The sequence below is a fragment of the Spirosoma utsteinense genome, assembly GCF_014282275.1.
Taxonomy (GTDB): domain Bacteria; phylum Bacteroidota; class Bacteroidia; order Cytophagales; family Spirosomataceae; genus Spirosoma; species Spirosoma utsteinense.
The window spans coordinates 1-16,176 of the sequence record NZ_VFIA01000068.1; the positions used below are offsets into that span (position 1 = coordinate 1).

Annotated in this window: 14 protein-coding genes; 1 reads left to right on the forward strand and 13 read right to left on the reverse strand. The window is 49.8% G+C overall.

All coding sequences use genetic code 11. The features are described 5' to 3' along the window. Positions 1-151 precede the first annotated feature (151 nt). The 7 genes from FH603_RS29050 to FH603_RS29055 form a co-directional block, all read right to left on the reverse strand. Positions 152-283 carry a hypothetical protein gene (locus tag FH603_RS29050; RefSeq protein WP_262891319.1) on the reverse strand — a complete coding sequence of 44 codons (132 nt, stop codon included), beginning with the start codon at positions 281-283 and terminating at the stop codon, positions 152-154. A gap of 78 nt (positions 284-361) precedes the next feature. Beyond that, entirely contained in the window at positions 362-997 is a 636-nt protein-coding gene (locus tag FH603_RS26260) for a TauD/TfdA family dioxygenase (protein ID WP_186741960.1), read from the reverse strand. A gap of 2 nt (positions 998-999) precedes the next feature. Then, positions 1,000-2,325 (reverse strand): MATE family efflux transporter, encoded by a 1,326-nt coding sequence (locus FH603_RS26265; RefSeq protein ID WP_186741962.1) that lies wholly within the window; start codon positions 2,323-2,325, stop codon positions 1,000-1,002. A gap of 2 nt (positions 2,326-2,327) precedes the next feature. Then, positions 2,328-3,026 (reverse strand): ABC transporter ATP-binding protein, encoded by a 699-nt coding sequence (locus FH603_RS26270; protein WP_186741964.1) that lies wholly within the window; start codon positions 3,024-3,026, stop codon positions 2,328-2,330. A gap of 11 nt (positions 3,027-3,037) precedes the next feature. Further along, positions 3,038-4,234: a DUF4374 domain-containing protein gene (locus tag FH603_RS26275; RefSeq protein WP_186741966.1), complete on the reverse strand. Its 1,197-nt coding sequence runs from the start codon at positions 4,232-4,234 to the stop codon at positions 3,038-3,040. Continuing rightward, complete coding sequence (locus FH603_RS26280; protein ID WP_186741968.1) at positions 4,234-6,372, reverse strand: TonB-dependent receptor domain-containing protein; 2,139 nt, start codon at positions 6,370-6,372, stop codon at positions 4,234-4,236. Before FH603_RS26280 ends, FH603_RS26275 begins: the two co-directional genes overlap by 1 nt. Positions 6,373-6,862: 490 nt before the next feature. Beyond that, positions 6,863-7,105 carry a recombinase family protein gene (locus FH603_RS29055; RefSeq protein ID WP_262891318.1) on the reverse strand — a complete coding sequence of 81 codons (243 nt, stop codon included), beginning with the start codon at positions 7,103-7,105 and terminating at the stop codon, positions 6,863-6,865. Positions 7,106-7,425: 320 nt separating this feature from the next. Between FH603_RS29055 and FH603_RS26290 the strand changes: the two genes are divergently transcribed. Next, positions 7,426-7,812, forward strand: coding sequence for a hypothetical protein (locus tag FH603_RS26290; protein ID WP_186741972.1), 387 nt, complete (start codon positions 7,426-7,428; stop codon positions 7,810-7,812). Here the strand turns inward: FH603_RS26290 and FH603_RS26295 are convergent. The 6 genes from FH603_RS26295 to FH603_RS26320 form a co-directional block, all read right to left on the reverse strand. Continuing rightward, positions 7,809-8,810, reverse strand: coding sequence for an IS1595 family transposase (locus tag FH603_RS26295; RefSeq protein WP_186741974.1), 1,002 nt, complete (start codon positions 8,808-8,810; stop codon positions 7,809-7,811). The two genes, FH603_RS26290 and FH603_RS26295, sit on opposite strands and share 4 nt — an antisense overlap. A 243-nt stretch (positions 8,811-9,053) precedes the next feature. Then, positions 9,054-11,051 (reverse strand): heavy metal translocating P-type ATPase, encoded by a 1,998-nt coding sequence (locus FH603_RS26300; RefSeq protein WP_186741976.1) that lies wholly within the window; start codon positions 11,049-11,051, stop codon positions 9,054-9,056. 7 nt (positions 11,052-11,058) lie between these two features. After that, positions 11,059-11,685, reverse strand: a complete 627-nt coding sequence (locus FH603_RS26305; protein WP_186741978.1) for a hypothetical protein — start codon at positions 11,683-11,685, stop codon at positions 11,059-11,061. Between the two features lie 160 nt (positions 11,686-11,845). Further along, on the reverse strand, positions 11,846-14,053 hold the full coding sequence (locus FH603_RS26310) for a TonB-dependent receptor (RefSeq protein ID WP_186741980.1): 2,208 nt from the start codon (positions 14,051-14,053) through the stop codon (positions 11,846-11,848). Positions 14,054-14,477: 424 nt separating this feature from the next. Continuing rightward, positions 14,478-15,302: a nucleoside phosphorylase gene (locus tag FH603_RS26315; protein ID WP_186741983.1), complete on the reverse strand. Its 825-nt coding sequence runs from the start codon at positions 15,300-15,302 to the stop codon at positions 14,478-14,480. Positions 15,303-15,307: 5 nt separating this feature from the next. After that, on the reverse strand, positions 15,308-15,919 hold the full coding sequence (locus FH603_RS26320) for a class I SAM-dependent methyltransferase (RefSeq protein WP_186741985.1): 612 nt from the start codon (positions 15,917-15,919) through the stop codon (positions 15,308-15,310). Positions 15,920-16,176: the final 257 nt, after the last annotated feature.

A 16,176-nucleotide genomic window follows, 5' to 3' on the forward strand; every position in this document is an offset into this window, starting at 1 on the left:
ATGGTGTAGCTCAACACAGCGTCGGCGGAATACCTCATACTCTTTGGGTAAATATTTTGCTTTCATACAAGCAAAATACAAATATTACAGACCAGTACCCACCTCTATAATGTTACACAGGCCCCCAGGAGGGGGTCTGTGTAACAGGTTATTACAAACCTACCTGGCAGTGACCGCCACAGCAAGGTTTCGTTTTCACGGTACCACCTGTGTTCATTTCGGCTTCTTTAGCTTTCAACAAAGCGGCAATAAATTCTGTCTTCGAGCTTTTTACGTTTTTCATGATTTTATCAAGTAAAAAATAGATGCCTACTCGAATTATGGGTTTTCGGCTTCGCCCAATTGTTGTGCACACAATGTGTTAAGGCAGGGACATACTACCTGTATTTTCTATTCCATCAGCTTGAATCAGATACCGTTTCAAATGCCTTCCGGTAGCGGACTGAAACGATTTTCGCCCGTGCATCAATCGGGTATTATCCAGCGCAAAAAAGTCGTTTTTCCGCAGTCTGATTGTTTTTTTGGGTACCCGCTCCAGAGCCGTCTGAAACGCTGAAACGGCTTCGTTTTGATCTTTACTGTACTCATCCAGCAGTAAGGAGGGACTATAAAAAAAGCGTCCACTCTCGTAAAATGGATGCGTGAGTTCTTGCGGGCTTAGCAGGCTAAGCCTCAGTTTTATTTGCTTCAAGCATTCCTGATGATCCGCAGATAAATCCGTAAACGCTTCTTCAATATTGACAAGCACGGTTTCTCCACCCTGAGCCGCTTGTTTTAGACAATGCCAAACTAAATAGTTTGCATCAGGCTGGTCGGTATGCAGAAACATATCCGTGGCCGAATTCAGAATACGACCGTTATCACGCTCTATAATATCGGTGATAAAAAGCGTTTTTCCCAGTTCAGCAACGACACCTTCTACCTCTTCCTGCTTTACCTTCTCCGCGTAATAAAATCCGTTTTGCGCTACCTCTTTTTTGATTAGTTCTGCATTCATAGTCAGATCTCATTTGTCTGTAACGTGAAAAATTTCCCGGTTTTATGCGTAGCCAGGCGGTAAATCAGCATGGTGTAGAGCGTGACTTCGGTCAGGATGGCCCAGTACACGGCGTTACTGACAAGCATATGGTTGAACACAAGCAGTAGCGGCAAAAGGATGACGGTTTCCCGCGCTGAACTAAGCCAGCTCACGTACTTATGAAAGCCCGATGATTGAAGCTGTACAAACGAAAGGGCGGAAACCGGATAATACAGCACCAGTACCAGACAGATCCGGAAAGCCGCCACATCCCCCGCCGTGCCAGGACCGTCCAGGAACAGCCCCACTATGGATTTGGTAAACAGCCCGGCTAGCAGACAGACTGTGAGCGCAATCAACAGGGCATACCGCTTGACAAGCTGGACCGCTTCCTGGCACCGATCAAACCGTTTTGCGCCCAGATTAATGGTGTACAAAGGCTGAAAACTTTGCATCAGCGCCTGGGTTGGAATGATCATCAGCGCAATAACCCGGCTGATTACTCCATATAAGGCGATATCGGATGCCGCATATAGCGTTAAAAACTTAATGATCAGTAGCTGACGAAAAATGCTGGAGAATTGGAACAAAAATCCCGGCAGACCAACGGAAACTAATTCGAGGATCGTTTTTAGTTCGTACGAAGACCGGAGGTGTAATTGAAACGCACGCTGAATCTGAAAAAAACTTAGAACTGCGTACACCAATAGCGAAAAAAGGATGGCAAACGCACACCCAGCCATGCCATAAACAGGCACCAGCAGTAAGGACAGCAGTACGTTGACCACAATGGAAACGAGCAGGTAGAAACTCACCCTTTTGAATTCACCCCCGCTTCGCAGCAGGGCACCGTAGGTCAGCGAAATAATAACGATGAATGATCCAGCGGCAAACACTTGATAAAAGCTGTGCGCGAAGCCAATTTCTATTCCATCATTCGATAAAAAATTCAGTGCGTAACGGCCAACAACAGCGTAGAACGCTAACCCAATAACCCAGAGTAAACCCGCGGTTAAATGCAGATTAAAAAAAACCCGGTTAATCTTTTCGGTGTTTGCCTGGCCCACCGCCTTACTGATGAGGATGGACGCACCCGAGGCGGTCAGCGTGCCTAGTGCCGTCTGGAAAACCAGAAACGGGGAAAGCAGCGTCAGACCACCCAGGGCCTTCGGCCCCAGGAGTCTGGAAATAATAAGACCGTCCAGGAATGAATCGATGGCCAGCAGGGTAATGCCGCCCAATGCCGGAATGGCATTGGACAACATTTCCTTTTTGATATCCGCAGTTAAAAACCGTTCCTTGTTCATACCTACTGCATAAGCTGCATGTACTTTTCTTCCAGCTGCGCAAAACTTGTTTCCCTGGCATAAACCGTTTCCAGCAATCGGCCTTCCTTCATAATCCCGATCCGGTCGGTATCATTGATGGTACGAAAAAGATCGTGGGAACTTATCAAAATCGTCATACCGGATGCTTTCAGATTTTTTAAAAGCACCGAAAACTCGGCAATACTTTTGGGGTCCAGCCCCGACGTTGGTTCGTCGAGAAACAGTACAGTAGCTTTTTTAGCCAGTGCAAACGCAATCCCGACTTTCTGCTTCATGCCCTTGGAGTAATTCGCCAGTTTTTTGTCAAAATGGCCCGCGTCCAAACCCGCCTGGATTAAATAATTTTCCAGTTCCGCGCGGGTATAATTCAGGCCGGAGATGCCGCAGAAAAAATCCAGGTTCTGAATGCCCGTCAAATAGCCGTACAGCATCAGGTTTTCCGGTACGTAGGCAATACCCGGTTTGATCTGACCAAAGTGCGACGAAACATCAAGGCCATTGACGCTGGCCGAGCCCGAAGTTGCCAGCACCTGATGCGTCAGGATCTTTATCGTTGTCGATTTCCCCGCCCCGTTCGCGCCGATCAGGCTGAAGATCTCTCCCCGGGTTACCGTGAATGATACGTCATCCAAGGCTTTGCGGGAATTATATTCTTTGGTCAGATTTTGTACCTGGATCATTTGCTTACTGCTTAATTAAGTTTAGCAAACCCGTTACAAATCCCTGAGCTCAGTCCAAATTCCTTTTTGACGCTTCCAGTGCCCGTATTCAAGGAGTAAATAGAATTAGACGTCGCGGCTGGTACGTTCAAATAAACCGTGTTGTCATCCCATTTGGTGGTAAAGGCATAGGAGCCAAATACGGGTGGAATATCTTTGGACAATACCCCCAAAGAAGTTTTGGCTGTTAGATCAACTTTGTAATACGTGTAGCTTGGCGTCTCACCATCGAACGGATAGTTGTTGGCGTCTTCGCTGCGGCAGGTAAGTGCTTTTCCGTTGCCATAGTACATCAGGCCAAGACAGTCCGCACCCGTTGCCGCTTTAAGATTCAGAAAGTAGTCTTTATCAAAGGTGGTTGTTCCTTTTTTAATCCGGATTACCCCGCTTGGCACCTTGTCTCCATTACCCGTACCGTGCACGTAAATGTCCCCATTCTCATCCAGAACCAGGCTACTCGCTATAAAACTACTTGCCGTACCCCCATTCCAGATCATACCCGTTCGGCCATCGGAGATAAGTTTTTCAACCTGCCCGGACGTGCGGCCAATCACGGCCACATACACCGAGTCGGCCAGGTTGGAAAAGCCGTTCTGATAATTGCAGCCCATAAAAAGCTGGTCATCGCGGTGCACCATACTAAGGTAAAAGACCTGGGTTGCGTTCTTTTTTTGGAGTGCCGTCAGATCAATCGTTCCCGTGATCTGCATGGTCGTCGGATTGAATTTGACCAGCTTTGGCACGCCACCGTACCCATTACTGGCGGCATAGGCTTCTGTTTCGCTCACAAAGTCAACGGCTCCAAACGTTTTCAGCCCCTGGACAATAAACGAAGCGATTTCGGTAGGCTTTCCTTGCTGGTCAAAGCTGTATTTGCGCAAGGTTGCCGGTGCGCCGAAGGTCGTTACGTAGGCATATTTACCGTATTTAAACAGCATACCACTGCTGGTAAACTCGGCGGCCGTGGCCGTCTCAACGGTTCCGGTAGGCATGTTCTTTGTGCCTAAGAAGTAGGTAGTCTGGTTGGGATACGTACCCCCGGTCATCATCAGGGCATAGTTTACGGCGGCTTCGGGCTGCGCAGGTTCAGGGTTTTTGTCACATGCTGTGAGAAAAACACTCAGACTGATAGAAATGATGGTAGCTGCGCTGTAAATCTTGTTTTTCATTACTGGGATCTGTTTTTAGAGGTATAAAAGCGGAGTTTCAAACTATAATTTCTACCCGGAAGCTGCACTTTGAAATTGTCATACAGCACCGTATCGAACAGGTTGTTTACATCGGCCGAAAGCGACAACCCACTCTTGTCGTGGGAAAAGGACAGCCCTGCCTGGTTGACCAGCTGCATGGGTATCACATTTTTCAGCGCCTGGTCGCCATCAACCGCCCAGTACAGGTAGTAGCTGTGGGTGTAATTGCAATTCCAGTAAGCCTGAAGCTGGCCTGATTTATTCAGCACATTCTCTTTATTGACCGTAAGCCCGCCATTAGCAAACAAATAAGGAATATTCGGCAGCCGGGCACCCATGTACCGGTCGTTGTTGATCCCGGCGTTTTCGAGAACGGACTGGTTTCTGATGTCCTGAAACGTGATATTACTGGCGAACTTGATCGTCCGGTGCGGTTTGATACGCACCGAAAGTTCGGCTCCCGTGATCCTGGCTTTTAATAAATTCTGGTACTGCGACGAAAACTGCGATGTCCTCAGGTAGATGATGTTGTCAATGTTTCGGTAAAACCCGGACGCTTCAACGTCTACGTATTGGGAGTTCACCACCAGGTTTACGTTGGCATTATGTGACTGCTCAGGAATAAGTCCCGGGTTCGGTTTGAGCAGCATCAGATCCCCGAAAGCTTCCGTCTGGTCGGGCAGACGAGTCGCTTTTTCGTACGACGCTTTCAGGAAAAATTCTTCCCCAAAAAAATACGTAAAGGCTGCGTTGTAGCCGAGCTTGCTAACCGATTGGTGAACCGGAACCGAAACATCGTTGACCAGAAGATTACCGGCTGAAACGGAACTGAAGTGTTTTAGTGAAACGACGCTTTGTACTTTCCCCCCCAAAAGCGTTGAGGCCATACTGGCTCCGCTGATGTTTTTACGCATCGTTTGGGGGTTTGCGTAAAAATCAAATGAATAAAAATTCAGCGAGAACGGATCGCTCCCTTTTCGGTAAAATTGCTGATACGTGTTTGATAACGAAAGCGTTAAATTTTTCCGGGGTGTCCATCCAATCGATTGCTGGGTATTAAAAACCAGGCTTTTTGTGCTTAGAAGATTTCCGGCGGCTGAGATTTCACCACCCGTAGCGCGCCGGTCCACTACGTCTCCCTCCCAGTTGTATACACTCAGGGTAGTATCCGCAAAGAATCCTTTCACGCTATACAGTGATGCATAGGCGTTAAGCTGGACGTTTTTAATCAACTCCCGTTTGCTGTACTGAACGACACCGCCCGCCAGATCGTCTTGGTTATACGCCTGGCCGTAGGGCTGCCGCATAATAACGTTGTTCTGAATCTGATCGTAGGTATGCGATAATTGACCGGTCAACGACAGCTGATCGGCCCATTTTGTATTGATCCAACCAGCCTGAACTTTGGCATTATAAAACCGGAATGCATTATGAAAACGGCGTACGTTTTTTACTGACGGTATTCCATATACGTCGGGTACTTCGGCCATCACGCTGTAATCGTTTTTTGAGTAATTGTAGGTGGCGCTCAATCCTACGTAAAAATGATCGGTTAGAAATTTGCGGACATTCAGGTTATTCTTGGTCGTCTTAAAAGAGCCAATCGCGCTGGAAACATCAATAAAATCATTACGCTCGTTTCTGGAGACCATATTGATCGCACCGCCCAGTGCGTCTGAGCCAAACCCGATCGGAATGACCCCTTTGTAGATTTCAAAGCGAGCTGTCTGCTCCAATGGGATCAGATTGATACCCTGCGTTTCTCCCAGGGCGCTGGTAGGCACACCATCCAGAAAAAACTTGATCTGCTTACCACTAATACCGTTGATGTAAAAATTAGTTTGGGCTCCGTACCCCCCACTGGTTCGCACCTTGATGCCGCTGGTCTGCCGAATAACATCCAGTGCGGTTTGATTGGTCTTGTAAAAAGGTTTGGTATCGATGACGGTAATATTTTCGGGCGACTTTTGAAGCCGGCTGGCCTGTGTAGGTGCCGTAACGGTGACGAGCTCAAGCTCCCTGGCCGAATTATCCTGTACATAAATTTCGACTAAACCCGTCTTTGCGTCAACCGTAATCGTTTTCTGGGCCAGTATCCGCTCATTTCTCTGAACCACGAGCGTATACCCGCCATAGGCCAATCCTGAAAATCGAAAGAAACCCAGTGAATCACTAACTGCTGATCGGCTAGAATGAACAATGTAGACAGATGCCTTGACCGCCCCCTGATGGTCAGCGATTTTACCTCTAACATCAGTCGTCTGTGCGCGTATCATCGATGAGACGAGAAATAGTAACGTCACTGGTAGAATTTTACGCATTACTGATGATCAATCCTTTTAGAACACTACACCTGCCTATATGCAACCTTGTTGCAAATATAGATTAAATTTAATTCAAGATGCAACGACGATGCATTTATTTTGTTGCGCTCCTTTTTGTTCAAATTAAATAGTGTTTGCACTACTGTTAGCATTGTAAAATGCCGCTGAATCAATCGTTTTACTGTAGCACATATGTTATTCGAAGGACACCCATAATACGTAACCACTGATTCACTTAATCTCAAGAAACGCTCCAGCATGAGACGAAGAAGTATTCATGTATCTACTTTATAAACTGGGCGTAGATAGAGACACCCACTTCGGTAATGGCTTCCATTGGCGCTGGCGTCTCGCTTCGACATCGGCCGAGTCGTAAAAGCTCGGTGACCAGCACCTTCTTGATGGCTTTCAACTTACAAAGCTTCAGTAACTTGTCCAACTCAGGGCGATCCACATTACTGCGCCTGGTAGCACATCCTCGTTTTGTAGATGACGTGAGCAACGTGATAGCCCTGCTTATTAGCATAAGCCGTTAGATCAGCGACTTGCCTTGAGTAATCCTGTTCCTTGCGGGGCCGCCCATGCGGTTGAGATGTGGACAAAAAGAGCGACGGGCAGCATAACGTTCAGACTTTGCTTTCAGTAAGTTACGCTAAATTAGCCATGATAGCTGATAATGTACTTCGGAATTATCGGTTAATTGGAGTAGCTTATACGCCTACCCTGCTTTAGTCCCCAGATAAGTCTAAAAAGTGCTTATAGTAGAAGCGTTCCCCGTTGGGTAGTGTGAAGTAGGATGTATGCTTGCGCTTACTAAAAACGTCTATTACGCACATAACAGCAACAATGGGTATAGTCACCAAAGCGATTACTGATTTTGTACAAGACAATGCAATTCCGGCGGCTTGGTTTATAGCATTAAGTATCGTGGCAATCGCGATAATGGTTACGGATAAACTGAAAAAGAGGAATAAGTATGTGTATTGGAAGAAAAGAACGGTCCACTTCGGCATTTTTACCGATGAGTATGTGCGTACTGACGATGTGGTTCTCCAACAACTATTCGACGAAAACAGCCGATTAGAAGCCGAAAACAAGTCACTCAAAAAAAGGTACAGCCAACTCTCACTTGTTCTTTTTCTGGGATTGATTCTGGTATTAGTTTCCATGTGGGTATCTCAAAAGTTTAACGCGGTTAAAGCGTGGATTCGTCCCACTCGCCCTACTTCTTAACTCAACCGCTTCGGCGGTCCGACTTTAGTCAGCATCGCATTCGCTACCAATGTCTCAAACATATCGTCGTCTTTGCGATTGTTGTACTTAAAAACGAACTCACTAATGTAATTGGGCAAGTATTTGACCGATACCTGATGGTACTGGCCCATGATCCCCCGTTTGATAATGGCCCAAAAACTCTCAATCGTGTTCGTGTTAACGCCCTTGTAGGAGTAAGCTACGCTGTGGTCAATCTGAACGTGTTCGATGATCTTATCAAACCGGGAATAGCCCTTGTAGGTATCCGTAATAAGTACCGCGTCTTCCCCATCCACGTATTTCTGAACCATCTTTTTGAGGTTAGCATGAGTCAGCGTCTTCATTACTTCAGCGATCACATTGCCATCGCGTTCCACAATGCCGACAACGGGCGTTTTCTTCTGAGAGCCACGCCCCCGCTTCACATTCACATCAACAGCGGCTGAGTTACCTTTGAGCGGGCGAAAGTCGTAGCCTTCTGCTTGTAACTGAACCAGTTTACCATCTATTCGGGTCCGAGTAGCTCCCATCAAGACCGGGTTATTGGGTTTGCGGGGCTTGCCCCCGACAAACGTTTCGTCCATCTCAACAATGTTGTCAAAGGGGGGCAATTCTTTGTTTTCAATCGCCATCAACGCCCGAATCTGGTGCCCCATCTTCCAGGCTGTTTCATAATGGATACCTAAGTTTCGTTCTAACTGCTTAGCTGATATACCTTTTTTGGCGTCCGTTACCAATACGAACGCCATCAACCAAGTCCGCAACGGCAAACGGGTATTATGTAGTTGGGTGTCCACCGTAACCGAACCATTCCGGGCGCACATTTTACAGGTACGCCGGTGGTCTTTGGTTGGAGCCGACACATAAGTTGAGTTGCAGTAGGGGCACCGTGGTTTTTCCCCCCACCTGACTATCTCAAAGTACTCGATAGCGGCAAGCTCGGTAGGGAACGCTTCGACAAGTTGGGGTAGGGTCATACATCAAAAGTCGGCTTTTTGTAACTTGGCTCAAATTAACGGATTCCAATTAACCGATAATTCCGTAATATAAAGATAGCTTTATAAAATTATTGCCTGGCAAACGTTTAAAATCGATCTCAAATAAGACCAGACAATTCAGCAGCGTCGATGAAGGATAGGAGGGGGTGAACCCCGTCAATTTAGACGGGGCAATGTTCCTAAATCCGTTCACGATCCAGGTGAACAATTCTGCCTGGAAGCTTAAAATTTCATATTTTGAATACGAACAGCATTTAAAATGGCCAGCATGGCCACGCCCACGTCGGCGAAGACGGCTTCCCACATGGTTGCCAGGCCCCCTGCCCCCAACACGAGCACAATGCCCTTAACCACCAGCGACAGCGTAATATTCTGCCAGACGATCCGGCGCGTGGCCCGGCCAATCTCGACCGCCGTGGCAATCTTGGCGGGCTCGTCATTCTGAATAATCACGTCGGCGGTTTCGATAGTCGCATCCGAGCCGAGCCCACCCATGGCGATACCGACATCAGCCAGGGCCACTACCGGTGCGTCATTCACGCCATCGCCCACAAACGCTAACTTTGCTTTGGGGTTGGTAGACGGCTCTCCTTTTAGCCGCTTTACTTCCCGAACCTTATCTTCAGGCAGTAAATCGCCGTGCCACTCATCCACACCCACCTGCCTGGCGACCGCTTCCACAACAGCCCCTTTATCACCCGATAGCATCACGGTACGAATGCCATCGACTTTCAGGCGTTTGACCGCATCGGCGGCATCAGGCTTTATCTCGTCGGCAATGGTGAAATAACCCGCGAAGGTTCCGTTAATGGCCGTCATGACAATCGTAAACGGAATGTGGGTTAGGGCTTCGTCAAACGATACATTAAATTTGCGAAGGAGTTTGGCATTGCCCGCCAGCATTTCTTTCCCGTCAACGGTCCCTTTCAGCCCATGCCCGGGTATTTCTTCCACGTTTTCGACCCTTACGGTTTCATACCCTTTCCCGGCATGGTCAATCAGGGCGGTGGCGACCGGGTGAGTCGATTGGCTTTCCAGCGCGGCCGTTAACCGGGCTAATTCAGTGGCGTCGATATCCACGGATTTGACATCCTGGACTTTAAAAACGCCCTTGGTCAACGTACCGGTTTTATCCATGACGACGGTTTTAAGCTGGGTCATCAGATCCAGAAACACCGACCCTTTGAACAGAATGCCCTGCTTCGATCCGGCACCAATGCCACCGAAGTAGCCCAACGGGATGGAAATGACTAGGGCACACGGACAGCCGATCACTAAAAATACCAGCCCCCGGTAAAGCCAGTCCCGAAACTGATAGTCAGCGACAAAGAAATACGGGACAATGGTAATCAGTAAAGCTAGTCCGCAGATAGCGGGGGTATAGACGTTGGCAAAACGGGCAATGAACTCCTGGGTCTGGGCCTTGCGGCCCGTAGCCTGCTGCACCAGTTTGAGAATACGCGACAACTTGGAATCCTGGTAGGGTGTGGTGACATCCATCTCGACAACCGACTGCCGATTGATCATCCCGGCCAATACGGCTTCCCCTTTTTCAATGGTGCGGGGAACGCTTTCACCCGTTAGGGCTGCTGTATCGAATGTACCGGAGTCCGAGCGCAGGGTGCCATCCAACCCTACTTTTTCGCCTGCTTTTATCTGAATTACCTCGCCAACGCTCACCGTAGCGGCCTTTACGGTTTGTGCCTGTCCGTTTCGCAGGAGGGTCACTTCATCGGGGTGCACATCTAGCAGGGCTTTGATGGAGCGACGCGCCCGCAAGACGGCGGCATCCTGGAATAACTCACCAATGGTATAAAACAGCATTACAGCCACCCCTTCGGGATACTCCCGGATACCAAAGGCACCCAGGGTAGCCACGCCCATCAGGAAAAATTCGGTAAAGACATTGCGATTCATAATGCCCTTCCAGGCGCGTTTGAGTACTGGCCAGCCAACGGGCAGGTAGGCGACTACATACCAGATGAGCCGGACGGGGTCTCTCCAGAACGGGTCTTTAAACCAGTTTTCAGCGTAGCGATCAAGCCCGATACCACCCAGCAACAGCACCAGGCTGATCGCAGCCGGTACATAAGTGCGCCAGGCCTGGTCAGGTCCTTCTTTAGGAGCTGCCGCAGCGGCTGGGGTTGTGCCTTCTTCAATTAAGTCGATATCGTCACTGTGGTCGTGACCGTCTTCCTGGTGGTTATGATCGTTTGCCATTCGTCTATCAGAATTCGATGAAAAAGTTAAATACGGCCAGCCCGACCAGCGTCAGACCGGTAATCAGGTTTTCGTGATGCTCGAACCAGTGCGAGTTTATTCGTTTCAGGCCCCGTCTTCCGAGCGTTACCATCAACAACATGCCTGACAAAGTGATCACATTATAGATGATGGCTACCAGTACCACCGCCCCCCACCCCTGCACGCCCGCGCTGAGGAAATAGGCTTCTATTTCCAGACAAGGGGAAAGAAACATCACTACACCCAACGATAGGATCAGGGCCGAAAACGAACGGGCCTTGCGAACAGAGCCAGCATCAATGTGGTCATGCACATGCCGATGGCGCAGGTGCTGCATAAGATACCATAGGCCCAACATCAGCAGCAACAGCGGTATAGCCCGTTCCAAAAGGTTTTGGTAGCCCTCCGCCAGTTGCCATCCCGCCAAACTCACCAGTATACCCAATAGTGTGGTACTGATCGTGTGGGCCAGTCCGGAAATGGCCGTTACCACCAAGGTTTGTCGCAGACTCCATTGTTCGGTCTGGCCAATGGTCACAAAGGGAAGCCAGTGGCTGGGAATCAGCGCATGGAGAACGCTTAATAAAAGGCTACCCGTAATCAGTGCGTCCATGAAGATAATTAATATAATGGTCGTTGACCGATTCCTGTTGAGCCCATTCACCGATCCGGATGCTTACGATATCCAGGCAAGATTTGTCTACTTGCCTTGGTCGTTACCCCCAAGTGAAGTTAGTGGCACATTTACCCTATTTATCGCCAACAACGTGTGTCTAGAGAAATAATTTAAGACCCCCATTGCCCACAAAGCCTTCTAAGGGTGCCCACACTTCCCGGAAGGAAGGCCGATCGATTGGGGGCAAAATCACGGCTTGATAGCGATCCTGACGGACATTGAGAATGTTTTCGAAATTAGCGAACACGCTAAAACGTTTCCACCGGCGTTCGCCCATCACCCCCATAAGCCAGTACGAGCGTGAGGTTTCTCCCGTTGAAAGCGGCTTTGGTCCAATGTAATAGGCTTCCAGCCCAAGCCGGAATTTTCCTTCCAGTTCGTAGACAGCGACCAGGTTTACCCGATGTTTGGCAGTGAGTGGAATCGCGCTGTTGAATTCGGCCCCGTTGTAGCGTCTGCGCGTATCCACCAGGCTATACCCAGCATAAAGTTTAAAAGCTTCATAGCCAAGACGCAGATTGGTTTCAAGCCCCCGGCTATCTATTGGCCCGTTGGCGTTCGTAAACTGATATACGGCAGCACTCGGCCCTGTTGTGATGATGGCCGGAATATCCAGCACCAGGGCATGATCCAGCTTGGTATAAAAGAAAAGCTGGTTGATTGATACGTCGATCACATCAAACAAGGTCGTGCGATAATTTATATCAAAATTGCCGCCAATCGAAGTTTCCGCTTGAGCGGTTGTTGGATCAATCGGGCGCACGTTGCGAAAGGCCACGCTTTCAGCATCTTCGGTGAAAATGGTCGGCGCTTTGTAGCCCAGGCCCCCGCCCAGCCGGGAGGTCAAGCGGTCGGACAGTTTGAACAGGGCCGACACACGCGGCAGCGCGAAAAAGCCGAATCGGTTGTGATAGTCCCCACGCAATCCGGTTTCCAACGTCATCCAGGGGCGCAGGGTGTAATTATTTTGGGCGAAGGCCCCCGCCGTCACATACCGGTAATTGCGGCCCCGGCCGGATGGCCCCTGCCCGGACCCATCTTCAGTAAATTGCTCCGTCCACAGGTTGCCCCCGCCGATCCATTCCGACCGGGTGCCGGTATGGGTGAAACTGGCTTCAGTAAAGCTGGCCACCTGGTGCCCGGCAAAGCGATAATCAGGTTGGGTGATCATCCGATTAAAGTAGCTAATGCTGTTTTTCAGCGTCAGTACAGAACGCTCAAAACGCTTGTCGAATTGGAGTTGCGAGGCCACTCGATCCGAACGGTTGCGCTCGAAATACTGGTGGGTGTTGTCGGTGCGGCCATTGAGCACTTGCATATCTCCCCCAATGCGGTTTTCCCAATTGCCCATTGCTCCTACGGTCAGCGTAGCCGAGGGATTGAGGTAGAAATAAAGTCGCGGGTTAACCGTGTACCGCTCGTAATGGGGCAAGGCGGAAAAGCCAGTTTTGCCGGGATCGTATTCACGTTGGGTGTTGTGGGCCGCGAACATTGTCACGCCAACCTTCTCCCACTTCTGGCCCCAAAAACCGCTGAGATCGAGACCCCGTGCCGTCGTACCGTTGAGCATGAAACTTAGCTCCCGTTCGGCGGTCGGTCGCTTGGTAATCAGGTTGACCAGGCCCGCAATGGCCCCGCCCCCGTAAAGCGTCGAAGCCGAGCCTTTTATTACCTCAACCTGACGCAGATTGAGCGGAGGAATTTGCAGGATGCTCAGACCAGTTGCGAAGCCGGAGTAGAGAGGCAAACCATCCTGTAAAATCTGCGTATAGCGACCATCCAAACCTTGAATACGAATGTTCGCATTAGCCGAAACGGGGGAGGTTTGTTGTAACTGGATACCCGTACTTTCATTGAGCTGCATCCGAATATCGCCGGGCCGCATGTTGGCCTTCTCTTCCAGTTCTTCGCCAATAATGACTTCGATCCGGGTGGGAATGTCGTCAATGCTGCGATTGCTACGCGTTGAAGTCACCATGACTTCTTCGAGTTCTTCGCCCTCAGATGGGACAAGTTGCACAACCAGTGAATCGACCAAAGCCGGTAGTGTTAAACTATCCATTTTAGGTTGATAACCCACAAAGGAACAGGTGAGCGCATAACGACCCGCCGTTGGCACGGTTAGCACTAAGCGCCCAGTTGCGTCCGCCGTAGCGCCCAGGGAAGCGGGGGTCAATTGGGCCGTTGCCCCCATTAGTGGCTTGCCGGATTCGGCATCCTGAATGATGACCCGTAGGCTTGTTTGCCCTAGGGCAATAGATAGGGTGGAGAGTGCCAGCCAGAGCGACACAATAGAAAATTTCATAATACAAAGTGATTAAATTAGCCAATAGCTCCCCAGCCCATCAACGACCGGGAGAAAAAAGGGGCTAATTCAAAGGCGGGGGGGCTGCCAGATGCGAGTAGGCACATCTAGCGCGTGGGGTGCGCTATACAAAGGCAACGCGGCTATTCTGAAGGAAACCGCAGGCATTGGCCTACCGATCAACTGGGGAGCTTGCGGTAAGGTACAGCCGGGGCAGGCTGCGCAGAGACAGAAAGGCGAGCAATTCGCATCATGCGTCTGATCGTTGGACGTTGGGCGCGAGGCTTCTTGCCCAATGGGTTCATCGGGGCAAAATGCTTCGCAGGGTAGCCCCGAAAGCACCAAAACGTAGATTGCCCAGATGATCCGCCATACTTTCACCGGGCAAATATAGAGAATCCGCCTCGAAATCAGCTCCTTTTAGTCATCCCCAAACGTTCGTTTGGTTGTGTGGGTACTCTGGCCGCAGCCTTTGGATGGTCACCTGTAGCAAGGCCAGGGCATCAAGTGCGCCTTCATGCTCTCCCTTTTCAAAGTCGTTATGGGTAGTGCCCATTTGATTAGTTACATGGGCAAAACAAACCACGGCCTGCCTTCGCGCTTGCGCGAAGGCGTATAAGGCTGCCGCTTCCATTTCCACCGCCAGTACCTGTTGCGTGCGATAATAGTCGATGGCCGTAGCGGTTTCCCGGTAGGGCGCATCGGTCGTCCAGCTACTGCCAACGATTACCGAAATAGGCGCATCCCTGTAAGCTCCCGTCAACATGTCCAGTAAAGCCGTTTGCAGATGACTATAAGGTGAGGGCGGCAGGTAATGATAGCTGGTGCCCTCGTCGCGTACGGCTTTATCGATCAACACAAAGTAAGGCGGTGGTTGCTCGCCGGAGATCTGGCCGGCTGAGGTGATACTCAGCAGAAGCTGACAACCACTGACAAAAAGCTGTTCAGCCAACAGCACCGCAAACGATGCGCCTACGGCTTGGCCAATTAAGCCGAACTCGGTTTCCCCCACCTGGCAGGTGTATAAATGTGTGTGGTAGCAGGCCCAACCCGGGTGGCGCACGGCCCAGTTCTGCATTTGTAGATAAGCCAATAAATCCCCATCAGGATCGAGCACGCAGACAGCCGGAACCGAAAGGTCTGGCAATTGCTTTTGTCGGCGTGCTTCGCGCAGCAGGTTTTGAGGAAGAAAGGTAGATTCTTCCTCAACATATTTCTGATGGAGAATCGGGGCAGTAGTTTCGGTCACGGTAATTAAGCGGCTTTGCGCTGAAACTGGCAAGCGGTGAATAGTTGTTGGGTGCCAAATGGGGTTGGATGCGTCATTTCTTCACAATGCAGCCGGGTAAACCGATAGGCGAATTGATCGGTCAGCGCATCGGATGAATACTGCCGGACGGTCAGTCCGCTGCACTTGGTGGGGCCCTGATCAGAAAAGGTAGCCACCGACAGAAAGCCCCCGGCTGGAATCGCCTGTTCCGCAATCGAGAGATAGGCGTCGACCTGTGGCTCAGTGGTCAGAAAGTGGAAGGTGGCCCGATCATGCCACGCGTCGAAGGATTGACTGGGCGCGAAGCGCGTTACGTCACTGACGATCCACTGCACCTGATCGGCGCGTGAGCCAAGCCGAGCTTTTGCTCGCTTAATGGCTTGCTCAGAAATATCGAGCACGGTCAGATTCAAGTATCCTAATTCGAGCAGTGCATCCACCAAACGGCTGTCTCCGCCCCCCACATCGATGACTCGAGCCGTCTTGGCGAGATTAAACCCCTCGATCAATGAAACCGAATAATGAGGGTATTCTTCATACCAGCTTACGTCAGTGGGTTGCTTTGTGTGGTAAACGTGATTCCAGTGCTGTTCCATTGCAAGGTTTCTTTATGTGGCTTTACCGAGTTGTACTTTCAAAAGTAGGTAACGCCATGAGAAAAGTTCATTGTCTGGGCGCACCTTTTGCTTAATCTCATAAAAACGCTCCTAATTGAGACAGATACTTACTGTATCTGTCTCAACAGGGCTTTCTCATGAAATAAGCAAGGATTAAGAGTCCGTAGTTTTGTGGTTAACTAGACTACAAAAATCCATGACTCCCTTTCCTTGCCAACCCCAAAATACGTCCTTTT